Annotated in this window: 21 protein-coding genes; 10 read left to right on the top strand and 11 right to left on the bottom strand. The window is 64.8% G+C overall.

The window, feature by feature from the left end; translation table 11 throughout:
* Positions 1 to 4: 4 nt before the first annotated feature.
* From TRD_RS07090 to lysW, 6 genes are read right to left on the bottom strand one after another with little or no spacing between them, the layout of a single operon-like run.
* Positions 5 to 655, bottom strand: coding sequence for a class I SAM-dependent methyltransferase (locus TRD_RS07090; protein ID WP_015922464.1), 651 nt, complete (start codon positions 653 to 655; stop codon positions 5 to 7).
* A gap of 10 nt (positions 656 to 665) precedes the next feature.
* Entirely contained in the window at positions 666 to 1,724 is a 1,059-nt protein-coding gene (argC, locus tag TRD_RS07095; RefSeq protein WP_015922465.1) for an N-acetyl-gamma-glutamyl-phosphate reductase, read from the bottom strand.
* Positions 1,725 to 1,758: 34 nt separating this feature from the next.
* The gene (lysX, locus tag TRD_RS07100) at positions 1,759 to 2,643 is read right to left on the bottom strand and encodes a lysine biosynthesis protein LysX (RefSeq protein ID WP_015922466.1); all 885 of its coding nucleotides are present in this window, start codon (positions 2,641 to 2,643) and stop codon (positions 1,759 to 1,761) included.
* A complete protein-coding gene (locus TRD_RS07105; protein WP_015922467.1) occupies positions 2,640 to 3,734 on the bottom strand; it encodes a [LysW]-lysine hydrolase in 1,095 nt (364 codons plus the stop codon). The genes lysX and TRD_RS07105 overlap by 4 nt, the downstream gene beginning before the upstream one ends.
* The gene (locus TRD_RS13665; RefSeq protein WP_015922468.1) at positions 3,731 to 4,564 is read right to left on the bottom strand and encodes an ATP-grasp domain-containing protein; all 834 of its coding nucleotides are present in this window, start codon (positions 4,562 to 4,564) and stop codon (positions 3,731 to 3,733) included. The genes TRD_RS07105 and TRD_RS13665 overlap by 4 nt, the downstream gene beginning before the upstream one ends.
* Positions 4,565 to 4,566: 2 nt before the next feature.
* Entirely contained in the window at positions 4,567 to 4,722 is a 156-nt protein-coding gene (gene lysW / locus TRD_RS07115) for a lysine biosynthesis protein LysW (protein ID WP_015922469.1), read from the bottom strand.
* A 532-nt stretch (positions 4,723 to 5,254) separates the two neighbouring features.
* On the opposite strand from lysW, the gene TRD_RS07120 reads away from it, so the two are divergent.
* The 4 genes from TRD_RS07120 (at position 5,255) to TRD_RS07135 (ending at position 9,641) form a co-directional block, all read left to right on the top strand.
* Complete coding sequence (locus tag TRD_RS07120; RefSeq protein ID WP_015922470.1) at positions 5,255 to 6,928, top strand: ABC transporter substrate-binding protein; 1,674 nt, start codon at positions 5,255 to 5,257, stop codon at positions 6,926 to 6,928.
* A 57-nt stretch (positions 6,929 to 6,985) separates the two neighbouring features.
* Complete coding sequence (locus TRD_RS07125; RefSeq protein ID WP_015922471.1) at positions 6,986 to 7,933, top strand: ABC transporter permease; 948 nt, start codon at positions 6,986 to 6,988, stop codon at positions 7,931 to 7,933.
* Between the two features lie 14 nt (positions 7,934 to 7,947).
* Positions 7,948 to 8,847: an ABC transporter permease gene (locus tag TRD_RS07130; protein WP_015922472.1), complete on the top strand. Its 900-nt coding sequence runs from the start codon at positions 7,948 to 7,950 to the stop codon at positions 8,845 to 8,847.
* A gap of 131 nt (positions 8,848 to 8,978) precedes the next feature.
* Positions 8,979 to 9,641: a helix-turn-helix transcriptional regulator gene (locus TRD_RS07135; RefSeq protein ID WP_015922473.1), complete on the top strand. Its 663-nt coding sequence runs from the start codon at positions 8,979 to 8,981 to the stop codon at positions 9,639 to 9,641.
* 4 nt (positions 9,642 to 9,645) lie between these two features.
* Here TRD_RS07135 and TRD_RS15215 read toward each other — a convergent pair whose 3' ends face one another.
* Genes TRD_RS15215 through TRD_RS07145 form a run of 3 tightly spaced genes read right to left on the bottom strand, consistent with a single transcriptional unit; the run spans position 9,646 to position 12,237 of the window.
* Positions 9,646 to 9,774, bottom strand: coding sequence for a hypothetical protein (locus TRD_RS15215; protein WP_015922474.1), 129 nt, complete (start codon positions 9,772 to 9,774; stop codon positions 9,646 to 9,648).
* 17 nt (positions 9,775 to 9,791) lie between these two features.
* Complete coding sequence (locus TRD_RS07140) at positions 9,792 to 11,891, bottom strand: heavy metal translocating P-type ATPase (RefSeq protein WP_015922475.1); 2,100 nt, start codon at positions 11,889 to 11,891, stop codon at positions 9,792 to 9,794.
* Positions 11,866 to 12,237, bottom strand: coding sequence for an ArsR/SmtB family transcription factor (locus TRD_RS07145; RefSeq protein WP_015922476.1), 372 nt, complete (start codon positions 12,235 to 12,237; stop codon positions 11,866 to 11,868). The genes TRD_RS07140 and TRD_RS07145 overlap by 26 nt, the downstream gene beginning before the upstream one ends.
* A gap of 585 nt (positions 12,238 to 12,822) precedes the next feature.
* On the opposite strand from TRD_RS07145, the gene metG reads away from it, so the two are divergent.
* Positions 12,823 to 14,577 (top strand): methionine--tRNA ligase, encoded by a 1,755-nt coding sequence (metG, locus tag TRD_RS07150; protein WP_015922477.1) that lies wholly within the window; start codon positions 12,823 to 12,825, stop codon positions 14,575 to 14,577.
* A 261-nt stretch (positions 14,578 to 14,838) separates the two neighbouring features.
* On the opposite strand, the gene TRD_RS07155 is transcribed toward metG, so the two are convergent.
* Complete coding sequence (locus TRD_RS07155; protein ID WP_015922478.1) at positions 14,839 to 17,085, bottom strand: transglycosylase SLT domain-containing protein; 2,247 nt, start codon at positions 17,083 to 17,085, stop codon at positions 14,839 to 14,841.
* A gap of 135 nt (positions 17,086 to 17,220) precedes the next feature.
* Between TRD_RS07155 and TRD_RS07160 the strand changes: the two genes are divergently transcribed.
* The 5 genes from TRD_RS07160 (at position 17,221) to TRD_RS07180 (ending at position 20,338) form a co-directional block, all read left to right on the top strand.
* Positions 17,221 to 17,490, top strand: a complete 270-nt coding sequence (locus TRD_RS07160) for an SHOCT domain-containing protein (protein WP_015922479.1) — start codon at positions 17,221 to 17,223, stop codon at positions 17,488 to 17,490.
* 234 nt (positions 17,491 to 17,724) lie between these two features.
* Complete coding sequence (locus TRD_RS07165; RefSeq protein ID WP_015922480.1) at positions 17,725 to 17,934, top strand: SHOCT domain-containing protein; 210 nt, start codon at positions 17,725 to 17,727, stop codon at positions 17,932 to 17,934.
* On the top strand, positions 17,931 to 18,404 hold the full coding sequence (locus tag TRD_RS07170) for a c-type cytochrome (RefSeq protein ID WP_015922481.1): 474 nt from the start codon (positions 17,931 to 17,933) through the stop codon (positions 18,402 to 18,404). Before TRD_RS07165 ends, TRD_RS07170 begins: the two co-directional genes overlap by 4 nt.
* 76 nt (positions 18,405 to 18,480) lie before the next feature.
* On the top strand, positions 18,481 to 19,272 hold the full coding sequence (locus TRD_RS07175; RefSeq protein ID WP_015922482.1) for a dolichyl-phosphate beta-glucosyltransferase: 792 nt from the start codon (positions 18,481 to 18,483) through the stop codon (positions 19,270 to 19,272).
* A gap of 37 nt (positions 19,273 to 19,309) precedes the next feature.
* The gene (locus TRD_RS07180; RefSeq protein WP_015922483.1) at positions 19,310 to 20,338 is read left to right on the top strand and encodes a WD40/YVTN/BNR-like repeat-containing protein; all 1,029 of its coding nucleotides are present in this window, start codon (positions 19,310 to 19,312) and stop codon (positions 20,336 to 20,338) included.
* 39 nt (positions 20,339 to 20,377) lie between these two features.
* On the opposite strand, the gene TRD_RS07185 is transcribed toward TRD_RS07180, so the two are convergent.
* Positions 20,378 to 21,625, bottom strand: coding sequence for a multidrug effflux MFS transporter (locus TRD_RS07185; protein WP_143714660.1), 1,248 nt, complete (start codon positions 21,623 to 21,625; stop codon positions 20,378 to 20,380).
* Positions 21,626 to 21,971 lie beyond the last annotated feature (346 nt).

A 21,971-nucleotide genomic window follows, 5' to 3' on the forward strand; every position in this document is an offset into this window, starting at 1 on the left:
GCTGTCACGCCGCTCCCTTCGTCGCACCGTCGTGTGGTTTCTCCCAGACCGTCGTATGACCGAAAAGAAATCGCCGCTCCTGGAGGAGACGCAACCCGGCTGCTTCGCCCAGCTCGCGCACGCGCGCGTACCGCACGTAATGCGGATCACCGATGTGCTCGATGACCGCCAGCCGCCCGCCGGGCCGGAGCACAGCCGCGAGCTCGCGGAGTGTCGCAGCGGGATCGTCGGTTTCGCCGAGCACGTGCACGAGCAACGCGCGATCGTACGTCTCTGGCCCGAGGGCTGCCAGTGTCCCTCGACCGAGTTCCGCCAGGAGTAGTCGGACGTTCGTCAGCCCGCGCTCGGCTGCCCGCTGCCGGATGTACTCCAGCATCCGCGGCTGGACATCGACCGCTGTGACCGAGCCTGTCGGCCCGACGACTTCCGCGAGCGGGATGGTCAAGCGACCGGGACCGGCACCCGCATCGAGGAGGTACATTGCTGGTTGCAGGTCGAGGAGCGCCACCAGCTCTTCGGGCCGGGCGATCGCACGCGGTCCGGGCAGCGTCAGGAACCAGGCGAGCCGCGCCGAGAAGGGTCGCCGCCGGGCGAGGACCCAACCGAGACCGATCCCGAGCGCAAAGATGCCGACGACCAACCACCGACGTCGCACGCTTCTGTCCTCACAGCGGGTGGAGACCGGGGAACTCCAGACCCAACGTCTCGGGGAAACCGAGCCGGATATTCATCGCTTGCACCGCCTGGCCGGCCGCCCCCTTCATCAGGTTGTCGATCGCCGACATCACTACCAGACGCTGGCGTCCACCTGGCAGCTCGTCCAACTCCCAGCCGATGTCGCAATAATTCGAGCCGGCCAAGATCTTCGGTTCCGGATAGCGGTGAATACCGCTGGCCTCTTTGACCAGACGAATGAACGGCTCTTGCCCATACGCTGCCCGGTAGACCTGCCAAAGGTCGCGGTCCGTCAGCGGCTGCTTAGGGAAGAGGTGAGCGGTCGCCAAGATCCCGCGCACTGCCTCCACGCTCGTTACCGACAGACCGAGCGATGGGGTTCGCCCGCACACAGTGAGTTCCTGCAGCACTTCGGCGGTATGGCGGTGTCCACCTGGCTTGAAGGGGCGGATCACGCCGCTCCGCTCCGGATGATGACTGGCCGGCCCAGCCTCACCACCAGCGCCCGATGAGCCGACCTTGCACTCGACGGTGACAGGGAGGTCGAGGTCGATCAAGCCAGCCCGGAACAGCGGGGCCAAACCGAGGATGACCGTGGTCGAATTGCAGCCCGGGCAGGCGATATAGCGCGCGTTGCGGATCTCCTCCCGATGCAACTCTGGCAGGCCGTAGACGGCCTGTGCCAGGAGATCGGGCCTCGGGTGCGTCCAGTGGTACCACTGCTCGTAGGCCGCGGGATCCCGCAACCGGAAGTCCGCGGAAAGGTCGATCACGATCGGCGCCAGCTCGAGAAGCCGGTCGACGATCGGTGCCGTTTCCCCGTGTGGCAAGCAGGCAAAGAGCAGATCGACCGGCTCGAGCGCTTCGGGCGGGACGAATTTGAGCGCTGTCCGCTTCCGCAGGTTCGGATGTACGGTGTGTACGAACTTTCCCGCGCGCGAGCGTGACGTGACCTGCTTCACCTCGACTTCGGGGTGGCTCAACAGCAAGCGAAGCAATTCACCACCCGTATACCCAGAGCCCCCCAAGATCGCGACCGATACGACCATCCGTGACCGCCTCTCCCTCCCGTCGGCGAACGTTTCACCGGCTCAATGCGATCGCGGGCGACGCACCTCGCGTCGCCCGCGCGAGCACGTAATCGGCGATGAGACCGGCGACATCGATATGAGTCGTCCGCATCAGGCCCTTGAACTCGACACCACCATTGACTTCCAGCACCTCGAGTCCGTCGGCAGTCTCGACGAGATCGACTCCGGCGATCTCCAAACCGATCGTCTGGACAGCCCGCAAGGCGAGATCGGCGAGTTCAGGTGTCACAGGGCAGGGATAAGAAACCGCCCCGCGAGCGACATTGGTCACCCAGTGGTCGGCCTGACGATAGGAAGCAGCCACCACCCGGTCACCGACCACGAAGACGCGCACGTCGCGGCCCGGCTTGTCCACGTATTCCTGGAGATAGAAGACTCCGTGGTGGAAAGAGCCGAGCGACCGCTTGTGCTGCAGCACGGCGCGGGCTGCCGCTGGTGAGTTGACGCGAGCGAGGAGCCGTCCCCAGGAACCGGTCACCGGCTTGATGACAGCTGGATAACCGAGCCGTTCCAGCGCTGCCAGCGCACTCTCGACGTCGAAGGCGACGAGCGTGCGGAGGGTCGGGATACCAGCTGCTGCGAGCAACCGCGTGGTCAGCACCTTGTCGTCAGCGATCGCCGTCGCCTGGCTCCGATTGATCGTCGGGACGCCAGCCGACTCGAAGAGGCGTAGCGCGACCTGCCCCCGGCTATGCGCCATGCAGCGATCGAGTACCAGATCGACCTGGGGCCAGCTCCGCTCGTCCGTCAAATCGAAGACCAGCTGCCGGTCGTAGAGGCGCACGACCTCGGCTCCCCGCTCGCTGAGCGCACGCAGGAGCAGCTTCTCCTCTTCCCGGACATGCGAGAGCAAGACACCGATCCGCGGTGCACTCACGACTCGTCCCCCCATCGCCCACCCACGATCTGGGCTGCCACGCGTTCGATCACCCGCTCTAGGACCATGATCCCGCGCAGGAACTCCTCGATCGCGATATGCTCGTTCGGCGTGTGGTCCAGCCGCGAGTCGCCAGGACCATAGGCGACGATCGGGCACCCCCACGCCGGCCCGACGATGTTCATGTCCGACGTTCCCGTCTTCACCTTGAGCTTCGGCTCGCCGCCGACCTCGCGGATCGCCGAGAGAAAGGCGGAGACGAGCGGCGAACGCTTTTCGACGCGAAATCCCGCTGCATTGACCGTCGTGACGACGTCACCGGCACCAGCTAGTCGCTGGGCCGCGGCGACCGCCTTCTCGGGCGGAAAGCCGGGTGGCAAGCGGAGATTCGCACGCAGCCAGGCCTGCTCGGTCAGGCCATCCCCGTTGGTCACGATGCTCAAGAGGGTCGGCGTCACCCGGTCGAACTCGCGTGTGCGCCCGGTATTCTGCTCCTCGCACCAGGCGACCAGTGCATTCCAGAACGCCACCGCATCCTCCGCGGCGGTCGTGCTCGGTCCAGCAGCATGCGCTGACGGTCGCACGATGCGGTACTCGATCGCGACCGAGCCCTTGTAACCAAGGACGACACCGTCCCATCCACTCGGCTCGCCGATGATGACGGCATCGGGACGGGAATGGTGCTCGACCAGCCAGTTGGCGCCCCGCGAACTCATCACCTCTTCCTCGACCGCGCCGACGACCGTCAAGCGGATGCCGGGCGGCAGCTGCGCTCGTGCCCCCGCCAGCACGAAGGCGGCCAGCGGTCCCTTGGCATCGACTGCTCCGCGGCCGTAGAGCAAGCCATCGACCTGGCGCACCGGTATGCGACCGGGCACGGTATCGATATGTCCCAGGAGCATCAACTCGCGCGGCCCGCTTCCGCGGGTACCGACCGCGTTCCCAGCCTCATCGGGTCCTGCTGCATAGCCGAACTGGCTCATGCGCGAGCAGAGCCACTCGACGGCAGCAGCTTCCTGCCCCGACAAACTCGGGATCCGGAGGAACGCTTCGAGAAATGCAGCCGCCTCGACAGCGAGTTCGGTGGTCATCGCTGCCCCTCGTCTTCCGAGCGCCCCACGCGTACTTGCTCCAGGACAAACGCGGCGATCCGCTCTGCGACCGGCACACCCAGCTCGGCGAGATCGCGGAACGCCTGCAGATTCTCGGCCGAAATGACCACCATCCCAGATGGAGTCATCACGGCATCGACCGTGTAGACGCCGCTCCCCAGCCGACCGATCAGCGCCGACGCCACTGCTCGCCACGGGGCGAGGTCTTCCAGCGCGAGCGGCTCTTCCCCCCGTCCACGCACCACCGCGACGAGTTCGTTTCCCACGATCACCAGTCGCCGCACTGCCTCTGGCTCGGCGACCACCTTCTGGACCAGCACGGCACGTTCGTCACCGAGCACGCGCCGATGCTCGACCAGCGCCTCAGCAGCATCTGGGTCCTCGACGTAGGCGATCGGCATGCGCAGATCGACGACGAGTGGCTTGAGGTAGACCGGATAGCCGAGCGCCTCGATCGCGCGGAAGGTCGCTGCCTCGCCGAAGGCGACCAGCGTTGGCGGCGTGGGGATCTGCGCCAGCACGAGATGCCGGAGAAACGCCAACCGGTCCGCCAGCAAGCGAGTCGTGGCTGGGCGATTGACGACGACCGTGCCACGCGCCGCGAGCAATGCCGCTAGCGCCGTCGCCTCGCTCGTCGCTCGTTCACGATCGAGCGCGACCGCCGGAAGATCGATCGCCTCCTCGGTGAGCGGGATGGCGAGCTCATTCGGATCGCGCAGCTGTGCCTCCCAGCCCACGGCGGCGAACGCCTGCTGCAGGAGGCGCTCTTCGACCCGCAACCGCTCAGCGAGGAGTGCAACCGTCCTCATGATCACTCGCCCCAGTCCTCTTCCTCGGCCGGCGCCAAGCCGAGCTCGAGCGGGTCGACCGAGAGCACCTCGAGATCAGCACCGCATTCCGGGCACGAGACGATCTCCCCGACCTCGACATCCTTGAGTCCGAGATCGGCACCGCACTCAGGGCACATGGTTCGACACTCCCTCCTACTCCTGTACGACTCGCAAAACGAATCGGCGGTGAGCTTGTGGGCCCACCGCCGCTCCGGCTCGACGCTCGCGTGTCAGGTCAACACGACCATCCGCAGGCGCTTCCGGTTGCGGCAGGAGCCCCCAGGCACCTGGGGGCGGGGATAGGTGCGGGGATCACCGTCGCGGGCACAGCAACGCGCCGACCGAGCGGCTGACTTGGCGTTATCCGTTTGGTCTGTCGCGTTCGCTGTCCCATTGCCCCGCTCACTCACCGCACCGGAGCATCTGTCGGCCACTCTACCACAACGAACAGCAGCTGACAAGGGCTTCTGCAGCCAGAAGACCGCTCCACCGGTGAAGGAACGTTGAACGCGGGCGGTCGGCGCGCCACGAATTCACGGATGTATGCTGTGCCGGGATTCGTCACTCATCCCAAGGGATCGGTCTTGACATCCACGATCCTCTTCTGTAGTGTGCAGATCCTAAGGGAGACCGGTTCACTAGGACGGGCTACGCGATTGGAGGGAAGGCATGCCGAAGGGTCATCCCATCACCCGACGCCAGTTGCTGCGCCGCGGGGCTATCCTGGCTGGGGGCAGCGTCGTGCTCACTGGCCTTCTGGCAGCGTGCCGGGGCACCACGCCGGAAGCGTCACCCACCGCAGCACCAGCGCCTGCCGGGCAAGCGACTCCGACACCGATGAGCGTGATCACTCCTGCTCAATCTCCGACACCCGCTACCACTGCCAAACGCGGTGGAACGCTCCGGGTCGCCATCATCGGCGAACCGCCGGCACTCGACCCGCAGTTCACCACTGCGACTATTACAGCGAACATTACCTGGCATATGTTCGAGGCTCTGTTCTATCGGGACAAGCAATTCTCTCCGAAGCCTCTTCTCACCGAGTCGTATGAATTCACGGAGAACAACAAAGTTTTGACGATCAAACTCCGATCGAACGTGAAGTTTCATGACGGGCGGCCACTCACTGCGGACGATGCGATCGCTTCGCTCCTTCGGTACTCGAAACTCTCGGGACGCGGGCGCAATCTCTTCACCCGTGTCGCCAATCTCGACAAGGTCGACACGCACACGATTCGGTTCGAGTTCAAAGAGCCAACCGGGATTGCGCTGATCTACTTGGCCCAGGTCGATTCCTTCATCATGCCGAAGGATCTTGCTGAAGCCTACCCGGACAAGGGTTTGGAGCAATTCATCGGAACGGGGCCCTTCAAGTTCAAGGAACGCTTGCCGGACCGCTACATCGCGCTCGTCCGCAACGAAGACTACACGCCTGTCGATGGCGGCCCTGATGGATACGGTGGCACGAAGATTCCCTACTTCGACGAGATCCGATTCATCCCTGTTCCCGAGCAAGCCGTTCGAGGTGACGGACTCGTCACTGGCGAATTCGATTTTGCCGAGCAGCTCAGCCTCGACAACTACGATGCGTTCAAGGCAGAACCGAACCTGGCGCTCCAAGTCACGCTGCCCTACTATTTTTATGGTGCACACTTCAATAAGTCGAAGGAAAGCATCATGTCCAACCCGAAGTTGCGCCACGCGCTTCTCGCAGCAGTCGATGTCGAGCCGGTTGCTCGAGCGGGATTCTCGCGTCCCGAGTTCTATCGTCTCTACTCCAGTCAGTCGGCACCGGAAACTCCCTGGCATACCGACGGCGGAGCGGAGTATTACAACCAGCGCAATCCCGAAAAGGCAAAGCAGCTGCTCGCCGAAGCAGGATACGACGGTCGTCCGATTCGCTGGCTGTCGACGAAGGAGTACTCGTACAACTACAACATGGCTCTCGTCTTGAAGCAGCAGCTGGAAGCGATCGGCGTGACGATCGATTTGCAAGTCATGGACTGGGCGACGCTCGTCAAAACCCGCAGCCAGCGTGATGCCTGGGATATCTTCATCACCGGTCATGAGTCGTACCAACATCCAGTTCTCCAACCCTACATGAACCCGACGTGGCCTGGTTTTTGGGAAAATGCGCAGCGGGATCAGCTGGTCCAGCAGCTCATGGGAGAGACGGACGAGACGCGAATCAAAGAACTGGCTCGCGAACTCGACCGCGTTTGGTGGGAGGACGCGGTGATGATCAAGGTTTGCGAAGGAGCGACACTCCGGGGATATACGAAGAAACTACAGGGGTACGCGAATCTGCCGGATTGGTTCTTCTGGAACTGCTGGTTCGCCTGATCGTGTCCGGTGGGCACCAGTCTGCCGAGGGAGTAGCGAGCCGAGCGAGGGTGCTCGATGACGGCATATATCGTGCGGCGACTGCTTCTCGCCATCCCGGTCATGTTGCTCGTGGCAACGGCAACGTTTCTCTTGTTGCACATGACGCCGGGCGATCCCGTCGCTGTCCTGCTCGGCCCGGACGCGACGACGGAACAGATCGCCGAGTTACGACGCGAGCTCGGCTTGAACGATCCCATTTACATCCAGTACGGTCGCTGGTTGGCTGGAGCGGTGCGCGGCGACCTCGGCCAGAGCATTTTCCTCAATAAGCCAGTCACCATAGCCATCTTTGAGCGCCTCGCACCGACCGCCCAGCTCAGTATCCTCGCCTCGCTCGTGGCCATCGTCATCGGCCTCTCGCTCGGCATCCTGTCAGCCGTTCGCCACGGCACAGCGCTCGATCTCGGCGCGATGCTCATCGCCATGATCGGTATTTCGATGCCCACATTCTGGCTGGGCCTCAACCTCATATTCATCTTCGCTGTTTCGTTCCGCCTGCTTCCACCACAGGGCTATCAACCACTCCACGAGGGACTCTGGGATAATTTGAGCCGCATGATTCTGCCAGCGATCACCCTCGGCGCCGGGCAGGGTGCTTTTCTGGCTCGGATCACCCGCTCGGTCGTGCTCGAAACGCTCCGAGAGGACTACGTTCGTACGGCCCGAGCCAAAGGTCTCAGTGAACGGCGCGTCCTTGTCGGACACGTGCTGAGAAATGGTCTGATCCCGATCACCACGGTCATCGGCCTCACTTTCGCTATCCTGATGGGTGGAGCAGTGGTAACAGAACAGGTATTCAATATTCCAGGAATCGGGCGCCTTCTCATCCAGGCAGTGCTGAGACGTGACTTTCCGCTCATCCAAGGCATTGTTTTATTCATCGCATTCGTTTATGTCTTGATAAATCTCCTGATCGATATTCTCTACGCCTTTCTCGATCCGCGTATCCGGTACGCTGAGTGAGGAGGCGAACTCGCGTGACCACAACAGCGTCGACACCGAGGATCGTGGGGGCAGCATTCCGCACCCGCCGGTCACCAGCACGCCGACTCGTCATGCTGATCCGGCGGTATCCTGGTGGAGTTCTCGGTATCTCGCTACTCGCCGTGGTCCTCTTCGTCGCCCTTTTCGCTGGCCAATTGACCGACAAGAGTCCGTTGAGCGTCGATCCGATCAATCGTTTGAGTCCGCCCATGCCAGGGCATCCCTTCGGAACCGACAACTTCGGCCGAGACGTCTATGCCCGTACGCTCTATGGAGCACGCACGTCGCTGCTCGCTGGCTTCGGTGTCGCGATCGTCGCTCTGCTGGGTGGAATCGTTTTTGGATTACTGGCAGGGTACTATCGACGGCTCGACACCGTTCTCATGCGCATCATGGACGCGGTGATGGCCTTCCCGGGCATCATCCTCGCTATCGGTATCGTCGCAGCACGCGGTCCCAGTCTCACCAACGTCATTATCGCGCTCGGTTTCATCTTCATCCCCCGAGTAGCACGTGTCGTCCGCAGTATCGTCCTCGCTGTCCGCGAGTATCAATTTGTCGAAGCTGCCCGTACCCTCGGTGCAAGCGACGTACGCATTTTGCTCCGTCATGTTTTTCCTAATGCTTGGTCAGTGGTCGCTATCCAGGGAACGTTCATTTTCGCTGAGGGGGTGCTCGGCGAAGCGACACTCAGCTTTTTGGGCGTCGGGCCTCCACCGGAGTTCCCGAGCTGGGGAAATATTCTCGGAGAAGCTCGGCTGTACATCCGCGAGGCACCCTGGCTCATGTTCCTGCCTGGCGTCGCCCTTACACTGACCGTTTTGTCACTGAATCTCATCGGTGACGCGGTTCGTGATGCTCTCGATCCGAGAAGTCGCCGGCGCGTGGCGTAACCGTCATTGACCAACAGTGGAGATTGCTACCAATCGTCTCTGCTGAGCGCAGGCCGAGTTTCTGCATGCACTGTTGTCTTCCTTCTGCATTTACTGTTCTGCTATGCTTGGTAAGCGAGGGAGGTAGGACCATGCGCCAAACCACTATCGCACCCGATCGGCCCTCTACACGCGATCAGCTCCTCACCTTGCTCAAGAAGAGCGAAGGGTTGACTGCCGACCAGCTCGCACGTCGACTCGGGATCACCTCGATGGCCGTGCGCAAGCACCTCATCGCGCTGGAACGCGACGGCCTCATCACCACATCGCTCCAGCGCCGCAGGATCGGGCGCCCCGCTCGCCTCTACCGCCTGAGCGAGCGTGCTGATGCGCTCTTTCCTCAGCAGTACGACACGATGCTCAGTGACGTCCTCCACGATCTCGAGACGCTCGATGGGCCGGCCAAGGTCGAACTGGTCCTGCACCGCCGGGTGCAACGGCTGGGCGAGCAACTCGCCGAACGACTCGAGCGGACTCCCACCTTGCGCGATCGCGTCCGGTATTTGGCCGAAACGCTCGATGCCCTCGGTTACTACACCAGTTGGGAACAGCTGGACAGCGAGACATTCCGTCTCTGTCAGTACCACTGTCCGATCCGGCGGGTCGCCGCTGAGTTTCCGGCAACCTGCGAGGCAGAAGCGGAGTTGTATCGCGTCTTGCTCCGAGCTCAGGTGGAACGCCGGTGTCACTTGGCGACTGGTGACGCCTGTTGCTCCTACCTGATCCGCGCACCGGAGATCGCTGCCGCGGAGTGAACGATCAGCGCAGCGATCCCAGCAAGAGCCCGATCAACGCGAGACTCCCCGCGAGTGCTGCACAGGTGAGGAGACCGAACAGAACGCCGAGCACCGCTGCTCGTCGGATACTGACCGAGCGTCTCGGCTCCACAGGACTCCTCTGTCCTGTCATCGCTTCCCGAAACCCAATCGGGCACTGTTGCCCAGGATGAAGACGTCCGGCACGACCTGTGCCGTTGCCGCGAGCGTCGGCGGTAGCAGACCCAAGGCTGCGAGGCTCAATCCGACCAGATTATAGAGTGCCGTTCCGGCCAGATTCACCCACGCAGTCCGCAGGGCTCGTCGGGCAGCGCGGATCGTCTCGGGGATGAGTGCCCAGTCCTCGCGCAAGAGCACCACATCCGCTGTTTCAGCTGCCAAGGCCGTACCCAGCTGCCCCATCGCGATCCCGACATCGGCCTGGGCCAGCGCTGGCGCATCGTTGATACCGTCGCCAACCATCACCACCACATGCCCCTGCGCCTGGTACGCCGCGACGATCGCCAGCTTGTCTTCGGGCAAGAGACGAGCCCGCCAACCGATCCCCAGTGGTCGCGCGAGTGCTTCCGCTGCTCGCTCATGATCGCCCGTGAGGAGTTCGATGGTCCGGAATCCCGAGCGACGTAGCTCAGCAATTGCCTCAGCGATCCCCGGTCGGAGCTCGTCAGCGAACGCGACGATCCCGATCGCTTCCCCATCGCGCTCGACGATGACGACTGTCTTCCCTTCTTCCTGGAACGCGGCGATCTCCGGCACCGAAGCCTCCTCCTGGAGCGGTGCCCGCACCCGGATCGACCGACCAGCCACGCGCGCCCGAACTCCGATGCCTGGATCGACCACCGACCACTCGGGCCGCACCAGAGCGACTCCCCGCTCGCGCGCAGCGAGGCGCAGGGCTTCGGCGAGCGGATGCGTCGCAGCGTGTTCAGCTGCTGCTGCCAGACTCAAGAGTTCTTCCACCGAGCAGCGACCGGCCACCGGCACCACGTCGGTCACCATCGGGCGACCGAGCGTGAGCGTGCCGGTCTTGTCCAGGAGGAGGATATCAGCACGGGCTAGGCGCTCGAGAATCGCTCCACCCTTGATCAGGACACCGCGACGCGCCGCTCGACCGATCGTCGCCACGAACGCCATCGGCGTCGCCAGCGCGAACGCACAGGAGCAGGACACGACGAGAACAGCAGCGACCGCCAACGCGTCCCGGCGTAGGATCAAGGTCAGCAGCGCCACTGCGACCACGACCGGGAGGTACCAGCCGGAGAAGCGGTCGGCCACTCGTTGCAATCGCCCAGCCTGCCCCTCCGCTGCCTCGACCAGTCGGACGATCCGCGCGAAGGTCGAGCCGGCCGCTTCCGCTGTCGCGCGGATCCGCAGCGATCCCGAGCGCACGACCGTCGCTGCATAGACTGGGTCACCCGCGGCGACCGCACGGGGCAGCGGTTCTCCGGTCAGTGCCGCCTCATCGACGAGCGCTGTCCCCTCCAGCACGGTCCCGTCGACTGGAATCGCTTCACCGGTGCGGACGAGCACGATCTCCCCCGGTGCGACGCTTCCGGCAGGAACCTCGAGCTCGCTTCCATCACGCTCCACACGTGCCAGTTGCGGCGCGAGTGCCGCGAGTTCTCGCAGAGCCCGGCCAGCCTGCCGACCTGTCACTTCTTCGAGCGCCGAACCGAGCCTCATGAACAGAACGACGATGGCAGCGGCCGCCCACGCACCGACCACCATCGCGGCGAGCGCACCGATGGTCATCAAGGTATGGGCGGTGACGCGCCGTTGCCAGCTCGCACGCGCCACGTCCCGGAAAACCGGCCAGCCGCCGATCGCGATCCCGAGTAGCCAGATCGGCCAAGGAATCACCTGGTTCGCGCGCTCCACCAGGCCGGCAAGCTCGGCGACGACGACTCCCAGCACGACCGCGACCGCGACACCGCTCAGCAGCGCGACCCGGCGCCATGTCCGCTGCGTGTCCTCCGCCGGCTCGCTGCCGACGGTGTAGCCGGCGCGAGCCAGCGCGCGCTCGATCGCGACCCGGTCAACTCGCGTGGGATCGAGCACCACAGCGACCTTGCGAGCGACCGGGAAACCCTCGACATCGAGGACGCCCGGCACCGTCCGGAGCGCCTGCTCGACGTGCTGCGCGCACTCCGCGCAATCCAGCTCCGCCACCGGGAGAATGAGGGTCGTCCAGCGCTGCTGTTCGTCAGCGGAGCGCACCGACTCGGCCATCGCCAACCTCCGGATGCTCTTCGACCCGATCGTAACGCGGGCAGGAAGCGACTCCGGTGGCGCTCTCCGCGAGCACCCGTTCCGCCAGTTCCAGGAGCGCCGCCACGCGCTGGTCGCTCAAGCTGTAGCGGACCCGCTGCCCGTCTCGCTGGCGCACGACCAGTCCGCAGTCACGCAAGCAGCGAAGATGATTGGAGACGTTGGAGAGTCCCTGACCCGTCGAGGCAGCGATTTCTCCCACCGTCGCCGGTGCCGACCGGAGGACTTCGAGGATGGCCAGACGGCTCGGATCAGCGAATCCGCGAAAGAGTTTGGCCTTGATTTCCAACTGTCGCCGGTCGACCATATGCTCTCCAGCATTTCAGCAATTACTGAACCTCAGCATACCCGACCGCCCCAGCGCGAGGCAACCAGCGACGCGACGAGTCACCACGTGTGTCACGCTGGACGGAATCCGCCGAAATAGGCATCGGGGGAAGGCACCCGGCGGAGCGGTAGCGTCATCGGCCTGGTACGCGCGACCTCGCGTTGGCGTGCCCCACGCGGGGCAGTGCGGGGCAGGGGGCGGTGTCGAGGGCAACGAGAGCGAATTGCCGCCTCACCACCGAGGCTGGACGCGTACCTCCAAGGGCAACCCTGGTTCAACCGGTTGCGCAGAGCGACGACCACCCCAGCCACTCGCGCGCCGGATCATTGCCCTGAACCAGCTTCGCCTCTGGAGAGACCACACGACCCGAATCGTCCCCAGGAGCTGACCCTGCACAGTAGTACTCTGGATGAGGTCGCGGGCGCCTCGGTCGCGCGGCACCCGCAGCGTTCGAGCAATGCGACCACACGGGCAGCGAGAGCAAGTGCGTCAGCGGACGTCTGCGATCTGCTTTAATCGAAAGGCGAAGCGAACGGGACGGCAGAGTGGCAGGAGCAAAGAACGATGCCAGAAACGATCGGCGTCTTCGTCGCCTGGCCCTACGCCAACGGTGATCTCCATCTCGGCCATGTCGCCGGCGTCTATATTCCCGCCGATACCTTCGCCCGCTATCACCGTTTGCGCGGCAACCGCGTTCTCATGGTGAGCGGAAGCGACGCGCACGGGACGCCGATCACGGTGGCCGCTGAGCGCGAAGGCGTGACACCAGAAGATATCTTCAGGCGGTACCACGGGCGCTTTTTGGAGACCTATCAGCAACTAGGGATCTCCTTCGATCTCTTCACCCACACGCATACTGCGAATCATTTCCGTGTCGCACAAGATATTTTCCGCACCCTGTACGAGAAGGGATACATCTTCACACAGACGCAAATCCAGCTCTACTGTGAGTACGATCGACGGTTCTTGCCCGATCGGTACGTGGAAGGTACCTGCCCGTATTGCGGGTATCCCAACGCACGCGGTGACCAGTGCGACAATTGCGGTCGAACGCTCGATGCGATCGATTTGATCGACCCACGCTGCCGCCTCTGCGGGCAGCGACCCCTTCCGCGCGAGACCGAGCATTTCTTTTTCGATCTCCCCGCTTTCACCGACCGCCTGCTCGCCTATTTGGAACGCCAGACGCACTGGCGGCCCAATGTCCAGCACTTCGTCCGCAACTTCATCCAGGATGGCCTCAAACCGCGCCCCGTCTCACGCGACTTGGAGTGGGGTATCCCGCTTCCCATTCCCGGCTACGAGCACAAGGTCATGTATGTCTGGTTCGAGGCTGTCATCGGCTACCTCTCGGCGAGCATCGAGTGGTCGCTCGCCGAGGGTCAACCGGAGGTCTGGCAGGTCTGGTGGCGGGATCCGAGGGCTCGTGGCTATTACTTCATCGGCAAGGACAACATTCCCTTTCACGCCATCATCTGGCCAGCCGAGCTCATGGGTTATGACGAATCGCTCAATCTCCCCTACGATATTCCAGCCAACGAGTTCCTCAATTTGGAGGGTCAGCAGTTCTCGACTAGCCGTAACTGGGCCATCTGGGTTCCCGACTTCCTCTCGCGGTATGCCCCTGATCCCTTGCGCGACTACCTCACCAGCATCGCTCCCGAGACGCGCGACAGCGAGTTCACCTGGCAAGGTTTCGTCGAGCGCAACAACAACGAACTCTTGGCTACCTGGGGCAATCTCGTCCATCGCATCCTGACCTTCGTCCAGGCCCGCTTCGAGGGACGGGTGCCGGAACCCGGAGCACTCGATGGCCGTGATCATCTCTTGCTCGACCAGATCGCTGCCGGATTCCAGCGGATCGGTGACCTCTATGCACGCGTCGAACTGAAAGCCGCCCAGCGCGAAGCGATGGCGCTGGCTCGCGAGGTCAATCGCTACCTCGACGAGAAAGCTCCCTGGTTCCAGATCCGCGAGGATCGCGCAGCGGCGGCCACCACCCTCTTCGTCGCGCTGCGCGCCATCGACTCGCTCAAGCTGCTGCTCGCTCCCATCCTTCCGTTCACGAGCGAGCAGCTGCACCGCCTGCTCGGCTATCGCGACCGGCTGTTCGGTGACATCGTGATCGAGCCAGGGCCGGAGACTGGCGGGCACGAGGTGTTGCGCTATCGGCCAGCCGCGAGCGAGGGACGAGATCGCTGGGCACCGAGCGAGCTGGAGGCCGGTCGCCCCCTGCCCCCTCCGCAACCGCTCTACCAGAAGCTCGAGGAGAGCGTGATCGAGGAAGAACGACAACGGCTCTTGGCGCAGTCACGCTGAGCAGGTTCTTCGCCGGACGCTCCAGCAGCTCCGCCACGAGGCGCGACTTCCATCCTGCTGATTCCACCTCTCTGCTGTTGTCGATTGCCGGCGTGGATGCGCTCACCCGCCTGACTAGCCGTGTCGTCTCGACGCGCTCGCCGAGCGTCCGCTTGCCGGTCGTGGGAGAACCAGCCGAGCGAGGAAAGCCTCGAGAGCCGAGGACATCCGTCGACCGGCGATCCCCCACGCCGTGCGACTGGCAACACGCCGGCTCGCTCGTCAGCCGAGACGGGCCAACTCGTGGTACCGGCGATAGCCAGCGTAGACGCGTTGGACGTACTCGGCCGTTTCCCGGTACGGAATCCAAGCCACGAAGAGATCAGGGTCGCTGGTCGGTCGTTCAGCGAGCCATTGTTGGACGGCTCCGGGGCCTGCGTTGTAGCTCGCGAGGGTGAGAACGAGGTCCCCGTGGAATTGCCGCAAGCGCTGGGCGAGCTCCGCTGCACCGAGCATGATACTCGTTTCCGGACGGAAGGAATCCGCTGGATCCCAACTGGACAGGCCGAGCTGCCGCGCCAGGGCCGCTGCCGTTTCCGGCATGACCTGCGTCAGTCCGCGGGCACCGGCCGGCGAGACGGCAGTCGGCTCAAACCCGCTCTCCTGCCGGATCAGGGCAGCGAGCAGCAACGGATCGATTCCAAAACGCTCGCTCGCCGCAACGAGCACTTCCGGATAGGGTATCGGCGCCAGGAGACGGGCACGGACCTGCTCGGGTACTCGTTCGTCGGTCGCCAGGTCTCCTCCGATGCGATAGGCATAGGCTGCCTCACCACGCTCCAGGAGAAGCCAGCCGAAGAAAGCGAGCGACACGGGCCGATCCCGCAACTCCGTCCGGGCAGCATCGACCTCCCAGCCGGCAGCTTCACGCAGCCCGGCATCGAGGAGCAAGAGAGCCCGCCGGGGCGCAGCGGTTTTCTCGATTTCCTCCCTGGCCGCAGCGAGATTTTCTCCTCTGCCGTCCAGCCAAGCGAGAACCACATCAGCCTCCGAGTCGAGCGAAAGTGGTGCGACCGGCTGCTGCAGAATCGTGGTGCGGCCGGACAGGAGATCCGCGGCCCGCTGTCCCCAAAAGCTGTTCGGATCGCGCTGGTAGGCGCGGGACCACCATGCGCGCGCTCCCACTGGCTCACCGCTCGCTGCCAGCGCCTTTCCATACCAGTAGGCGGCGCGGGGATCGCCCGCCTCGGCATCCGCTCGCCAGAGATCGCGGGCCTCGTCGTGCGCGCCACGCGCAAAGGCGAGGAGGCCGAGACGGAAGCGGGCCTGACGGGCTGCCACAGTCTCTGGATACTGTGACAGGACGCGGCGGTACAGCACCTCAGCCGCCGGCTCGTTCCTCCACTCGAGGAGCATTGCGGCAGTCACCAGGGCATCCGGTGCTCGTGCGTCTTGGGGGTAACGGTCAGCCATCGCGGTGAGTTCTTCGATCCCTGCGGCGAGGTCGCCCGCGCGCACCCGCGCGATCGCCCGCTGGTACCATGCCTCGGCTCGCGTCGGATCGCTCGCCAGGAGAGCAGTGAAGGCAGTCACCGCCTCCCGATATCGCCCCGCTGAGAAGAGGATCGCAGCCCGTCGCTCGATCGGCACCGTCTCTGCCACCCCGAGCGCAGCCAGCTCATCGAGCGCGAGCGCCGCAGCCGGGCTGGCCGGTGCCTCGTCGATCACCCGTGCGAAGTCGGCTCGCGCGGCTGCCGCATCCCCACGCTGCTGCTCGACACGACCGCGCTGGAGCAAAAGCGAAGCGCGGTAACTGGGGATCGTCGCCAGATCGAGCAGTCGGTCGAGCGTCGCGGCGAGCGTTGGGAGATCACCGCGCTGTTCTGCCCAGGCACGCCGCGATTCCAGAGCGGCCACCGCGAGCCGCTGGAGCGGTGCTGTCGCAACGATCTGCTCGACCAACGCCTCCGCCTCGTGCGCGCGACCGGCCTGCACGAGCGGATCGAGCGCACGATACTCGAGATAGGGCGCGATCTCAGGCAACAACGCGCGTGCAGCCAGGAACTCCTCGGCTGCTTGGCCAGGCTGGCCACGCGCCAGGAGCGCCTCCCCGGCGATCACGAGTGCCAACCCCGTCTCCCGCGTCGCGGAAGCTTGTCGTGCCACGGCCGCAGCGAGTTCCAGCGCTGCCGCAGCATCCCCACCAGCGAGCATCGCGCGAGCCAAAAGCAAGCGCGCCCGGACCCGCAACACCGGATCGCTCGCCCCCAAGACTGGCGCGACGACCCGGGCAGCCAGCGCAGACGATCCCGCTGCCAAAAGTCGCTCCGCTTGGAGGAGCGCCTCGACCGGGTCGTCTGGGGTCCGCAGCGCGTCGTCCTCACCCGGTTCGGCGGCGTTCCCGGCCTGATTCCCGACGATCGGCAGGCTCGAGGAGTGCTCGCTCGACAGTGGTGCGGTCGCGAGGACGACGAGTACTGCGAGCGAGAGCAGTCCGCTGTGTAGCAGTCCGCGGCGTACCCCGCCCATGGCATGTTCCACCCGACTCAGCAAGCCCTGGTTTCAGGATAGACGGAAACGGTTCGGGAGACACGACGTCGGTCCCTCCGTTTACCTTCCGGTTACCGCACTCGTGCCATGCTCGACCGGGAAAGGAGGGAGCGCATGCACGGCTGGTTCCATGGGCCTGGGCGTTTTCCAGCCCGCGAGTTCACCGACTGGATGTGGATCGGGTTCGCCCAAGCGCTCGTCTGGTTGCTCGTCATCGCTGCCGCGATTTTGCTGGTCGCCTGGCTGCTCCGGCGACTCAGCCGCGAACGGGCTCCGGTGACCACTAACCGGGCGCGCGCCATCCTGGACGAGCGCTATGCGCGGGGTGAGCTGACGCGCGACGAGTACCTGGCGATGCGCTGCGATCTCGAGGGGAGCCCCTGAACGCGCTCGATACTGTGGCGGGCGGCGTCTCTCCGCCGCCCGCGGAAACCTCGTGAACGGTCAGCTGCCCGCCGGATCCGCGGCAGACGCGCGTCGCTGAGGCGTCATGGTGGAGAATACACCCCTGGGGTATAGTGCGTTTCGAACGGAAGTTGAGTCGCCATGATGCCGTGCCCAGGCTGTGGCCCGTGGGGTGGCATGTGGGGTTGGGGCCCCTGGTGGTGAGGGCTCGTCATGCTCGTGTTCTGGATCCTGATTCTGATTGGCCTCGTTCTCCTCATCTTTTGGCTGATCCGCCAGTTCACCCAGGCGAGCGGAGCAGGCGGTCGGAGTGGAACGAACCGTGCGCTGGAGATTCTCCAGGAGCGATACGCTCGGGGAGAGATCACCCGCGAGGAATACGAAGCGATGCGTCGGGATCTTCTCGGGGGGAGTTCGTCGTGAGCCGCGCGCTTCTGGTCAGCGGGATCGCGCTCCTGCTCGTCGGCTTCGCCGGCCTGCGAGTCGCGAGCGCCCTCCTGAGTCGACCGCCCCGTTTGGACGATGCGGTCGCCCGCGGCCAGTGGATTTTCTTGACCGGCACCGACCCTGATACCGGTCTGCCGATCCCTTACAGCGGCGGGCCAATGATGTCGATGGCCTGCTCCGATTGCCACGGCCCGGATGGACGCGGGCTGCGGACGCCGATGTTCGCCAGTCCGGATATCCGGTACCGGAATCTGACCGATCCCGCCGGCATGGTCGAGCCCGACGGAACGCGTGGCCCACAGTACCGGTCCGATGAGGAGATCCGACGCGCGATCACCGACGGCATCGGCCCAGATGGTGCGTCTCTCGCCTGGCCGATGCCTCGCTGGCACCTGACCGACCAGCAATTCGCTGATCTCCTCGCGTATCTGAAAGCGCTCCCTTGAATGGCGATCGGGCGATCGCGGTGCTCTACCGCTGAACTGCTACAATCGCTGCCGACGGTGCACCGTGGAGCCAGCGATGACGGTGGATATCAGTCTGGTGATTCCTGCCTACAACGAGGAGCAGCGATTGCCGCGCTCGCTCGAGGCCATCGCCGCCTACTTGACGAGCCAGCCCTGGAAGTGGGAAGTCATCGTCGCCGACGACGGCAGCGAGGACACCACGCCCGATATCGTCCGCGCCTGGAGTGCGCGCGATCCTCGCTTCGTCCTGCTCCGCCTGCCGCACCGGGGGAAGGCAGCTGCCGTACGGAGCGGTGTCCTGGCGGCCCACGGCCGGTTCATCCTTTTCACGGACGCCGACCTCTCGACTCCCATCGAGTACGTCGAGACAGCGCTGGCCTTGCTCCGCGAGGGTTGGGATATCGTCATCGGGTCGCGGGAGGGTGCAGCAGCCCGGAGGATCGGCGAACCCTGGCATCGTCACGCCATGGGCCGGGTGTACAACTGGTTGGTGCAGTTGCTGCTCCTCCCGGGTATCGAGGATACCCAGTGCGGTTTCAAGGGGTTCCGGCGCGAGGTCGCGCACGATCTCTTCCTGCGCACGCACCTCTATCGCGATGGTCAGCGCCCGATCCGCGGACCGCGCGTCACCGGCTTCGACGTCGAAGTGCTCTACATCGCTCGCCGGCGTGGCTACCGGCTCGCGGTGCTGCCCGTCACCTGGCGACACGTCGAGGGCTCGAAAGTCCGCCCAGCAGTCGATTCCCTCCTCATGCTGCGTGACGTTCTCGCGGTCCGCTGGAACGCCTGGCGGGGCGCTTACGACGGCGAGGTGGCTCCCGCTCAGGAACGGCTCCCTGGTGATTGAACCCCGCATCGCCGCTCGACATCAGGAGGAATCGGCCATGTCGACGCTCTACGCTCTCACCGGCAACGATGTCGTCCTGCTGCAGGAGTCGTCCCGCAGCTGGCGAGCCGAAGTGCTCCTGCGCGACGTCGGTGCCCAATGCATCGCGCTCGACCCGCACGATGCGCGGCGGCTGGTCGTCGGTACGTTCGATCGCGGTCTCCTCCTGAGTGAGGACGCTGGACGCTCATGGCGACAGGCGACCGGACTTCCGGCGCAGCGCATCCTCTCGGTCGCGATCAGCTCCTCGCGGGTCGTCGGCGGACGCGGGGTCATCTTTGCCGGAGCCGAGCCGAGCGCGCTCTACTGGAGCGACGACAACGGGTCGTCCTGGCAGGAAGCGCGCAGCCTGCGCGAGCTGCCCAGTGCTGCCAGCTGGTCGTTTCCACCACGCCCCTGGACTTCGCACGTGAGGGCGATCGCCGTCTCACCCCATGACCCGAACCTGATCCTGGTCGGGATCGAACTCGGTGGTGTCCTCCGCAGTACCGACGGTGGAGTCACCTGGGCCGATCAACGCCCAGGGTGCTACCTGGACTGCCACGCGCTCCTGCTGCACCCAGCAGCACCGAACCTGGTTTACGAAGCTGCCGGCGGTGGAGTGGCGGTCAGTCGCGACGCCGGAGACACCTGGCGCGCCGAGGACGAGGGAATCGACCGTCGTTACGTTTGGGCACTCGCCTCTTCGCCGGACGATCCAGCCATCTGGTTCGTTTCCGCCGCTCCCGGACCACGCGAGGCGCACGGTCCGGGACCGCACCGGGATGCGGTCCCGATCCGAGTGGGAGAGGCGAACGCCCGCATCTTCCGGCGAGTCGCCGACCAACCCTGGCGACCGGTCGAAGGGCTACCGGATCCGCTCCCTTCGATGCCGTATGCGCTGCTCATCCCGCCCGGGGAACCGCGAATGCTCTACGTCGGCTTCCGCGATGGTCGTCTGTGGCGCGGTCGCGAGTTGGGATCCATCTGGGAAGAATTGCCAGTCCGTCTCGATTCCGTTCTGGTGCTCGCCGCTGCGCTCGCGTGAGCGCAGGATCCCTGGCTGCGAACCCAGCGCCTCGGGGTGTCACGACGGGGCTGGTCGCTGGCGTGTCCAGCCGAGGCGGAACAACCAGGCCAGCACGACCAGGTTGACGAGCGAGAGCAGCCACAGGCCGAGCGCGAAACGGTGCGGCTCTCCGGCGCTGAGTTGCCCGATCGCTGTGCCGAACATGCTCGCCAGCACCGTGCTCCCAAAGCCGACGAGGCTGCTGGCGAATCCGGCGATCCGGCCGAGCGGCTCGAGCGCCGCGCTGTTGGCATTCGGGAAGATCAAGGCGATCGCGAAAAACATGAGCACCACACCTGCCCAGAAAGAGAGGAACCGCGGGGTCGCGGCGCTGGTCACGACGAGCGCGGTGGTCGCCAGCGCGAGGAGCGCGAGCGCAGCCGGCAGAACGCGTCGGAGTCCGAGCCGCGTGATGAGCCAGCCGTTGGTGAGCGTCCCCACCACCTGCGCCAGACCACCGGCCGCGAAGGCGAGCGCGAATGCCTGGTTCGAGAATCCGAAGTATCCCTTGACCAGCTGCGGGGCACTGGCCAGATAGGCCTGCATCACACCATAGCTAATGCCCAGGATGAGTGTGAAGGCCACGCTCGGTTTCGCTGCCCAGAAAGCGCGTGCCGCACTCCAGAGATGATCTAGATTCTGACGAGCGCGACGACTGGGTGGCAACGTTTCCGGAACGCGCAGGAACACCCACCCGAGCAGACCCACGGCGAGCACCGCCAGGAAGGCGAAGGGAGCACGCCACCCCCACCGCAAGAGCAGGACACCGAGCGAAGGAGCGAACAGGGGAGCCGCCAAGAGCACCACGGAGGCAAAAGAGACAATCCGTGCCATCGCCTCTCCACGAGAGGCGTCACGGACCATAGCAATTCCCGTCGCGCGCAGCCCGGACGCGAAACATCCTTGGACGAAGCGCAGAACGAGCAACAGGCCGAAGGTCGGTGCGAACAGCATTGCGAGAACGGTTACCCCATAGCCACCAGCAGCGAGGAGCAGGGGAACACGACGCCCGATCTGGTCACTGAGTGGACCGAAGAACAGCTGACCGATGGCGAAACCGAGGAAGTAGACGTTCACGACCAGCTGGGCGCGCGTCTCGTCGATCCGGAAGGCGAACGCGATGTCGCGCAGAGCTGGGAGCATGATGTCGATGGCGAAGGCGCTCATCGCCATGAGCAGACCGAGCACGGCTGTCAGTTCCCAGACCGGGAGTACCCGGCTGCGAGCCGTTTCGCTCGGAACCGTCGCTGATCGGCCATCTTCCATGATCACCCCCGCGCGCTGCCCGGGCGAGTATACGCCGCACAGCGACGCAAAAGGACACGATAGTTCAGCGTGGAATCTCCACAGCACTCCATTCGTCGCGGGTGTCTCGCTCCCGAGTTGGCACGGCTTCGGCTTTCGCGGTCACGTCCGGCCGATTCGTCTACCGGTCTCGCCACGGTTGGCGGAAAGCAGCTCGCGCTGACGGACGCCCGCTTCTCATCGACGCAGGAGGACGGGAAGAGCCGGGGGGACCGGCCGCCGGTCGCGCTTCGGGCTCGTGAGCCATCGCCCCTGCCGCGGACGCTTTCCCGGAAGATGCCTGCTGTGGGTCACCGCAGCCCGCTCG

Origin of the sequence: Thermomicrobium roseum DSM 5159, assembly GCF_000021685.1 — a bacterium.
Classification (GTDB): Bacteria; Chloroflexota; Chloroflexia; order Thermomicrobiales; family Thermomicrobiaceae; genus Thermomicrobium; species Thermomicrobium roseum.